This window comes from Microbacterium kribbense, from assembly GCF_039537285.1.
In the GTDB taxonomy this organism is placed as follows: Bacteria; Actinomycetota; Actinomycetes; order Actinomycetales; family Microbacteriaceae; genus Microbacterium; species Microbacterium kribbense.
Genome location: NZ_BAABAF010000024.1, coordinates 1 through 999 on the forward strand (window position 1 = coordinate 1; position 999 = coordinate 999).

The following is a 999-nucleotide window of genomic DNA, read 5'->3' on the forward strand; positions in this document are numbered from 1 at the left end:
AAAGTGGCAGGACTCAATCACCGAGGCGGCTCAGCGTGCACGGCGGGTCGGTACGCGATCCGTGAACTTGTCGGGGGTCAATCCCGTTGCCGTTCGCACGGAGTAGGATTCAGTCATATTGAGTGTGGGGGTGGGTCATGCGTACGACGAGGCAGCTGAGCATTACTTTGCCCAATGAGATGGCGGATGCGTTGAAGGAGCGTGTCGCGTCGGGGGAGTACGCGAGTGAGAGCGAAGTGATTCGGGATGGCTTGCGTGCACTGTTCGCGCGTGATGAGGCTGTTCAGTTGTGGCTGCGCACCGAAGTGGTCGCCGCGTACGACGAGCTCCGGGCCGATCCCTCCACCGCGGTGGGCGCACAGGACGTGCGGGCACACCTGGCCCGGTTGCACGCGCACAGACGTTCACAGACCGCATGACCCGGCGGGTCGTCTTCTCGCCGCACGCGCAGCAGGACCTGTCCGAGCTGTCCCTCTGGATCGCGCAGGAGTCAGGCTTCCCCAGCCACGCCGCCGACTTCGTCTTCGCGATCCTTGACTTCTGTGACGGTTTGGCGGACTCCCCGTTCCTTGGACGGTCAAGGGACGATCTGCGGCCCGGGTTGCGGACGATCGGGTTCCGTCGTCGTGTCGTGGTCGCGTTCGCTGTCGATGCGGACAGCGTCCAGGTCCTTGGCGTCTACTGTGGCGGGCGGGACTATGAGCGCCTGCTCGCGCCGCATTGATCCTGCGGACTGGGGCACATCGTGCGTAGGGTGGGGTGAAAGCGGACGTATGTTTCTCCGTTCGTTTCCGCTGGCCGAGTCGTCCTCGTTTGGCCGGTGACACGCTCGGGGCCGTGCCCACACGGTGCCCACAACTGAATAGGATCCGGCCCGATCCAGGACGATCGACAGCAGATGCTGGAAGGCGCGTAACCGCGTGATTCTGCGGCAGACCGACTGGAATGGATTGAGAAGGATCGAACCTCTTTGGGTTCAAATCCCACCGTCACCGCCAT

The 999-nt window shown here is 63.5% G+C and carries 2 protein-coding genes; both read left to right on the plus strand.

The annotated features are described in order from the left end of the window. Positions 1-137 precede the first annotated feature (137 nt). Positions 138-419 carry a ribbon-helix-helix domain-containing protein gene (locus tag ABD705_RS16020; RefSeq protein WP_344785406.1) on the plus strand — a complete coding sequence of 94 codons (282 nt, stop codon included), beginning with the start codon at positions 138-140 and terminating at the stop codon, positions 417-419. Further along, complete coding sequence (locus tag ABD705_RS16025; RefSeq protein WP_344785408.1) at positions 416-724, plus strand: type II toxin-antitoxin system RelE/ParE family toxin; 309 nt, start codon at positions 416-418, stop codon at positions 722-724. Before ABD705_RS16020 ends, ABD705_RS16025 begins: the two co-directional genes overlap by 4 nt. The last annotated feature ends 275 nt before the right edge of the window (positions 725-999 follow it).

What these genes read in the sequence shown, in the direction of transcription:
- ABD705_RS16020 (WP_344785406.1), top strand. Translation starts at nt 138, where the DNA reads ATGCGTACGACGAGGCAGCTGAGCATTACTTTGCCCAATGAGATGGCG.
- ABD705_RS16025 (WP_344785408.1), top strand. Translation starts at nt 416, where the DNA reads ATGACCCGGCGGGTCGTCTTCTCGCCGCACGCGCAGCAGGACCTGTCC.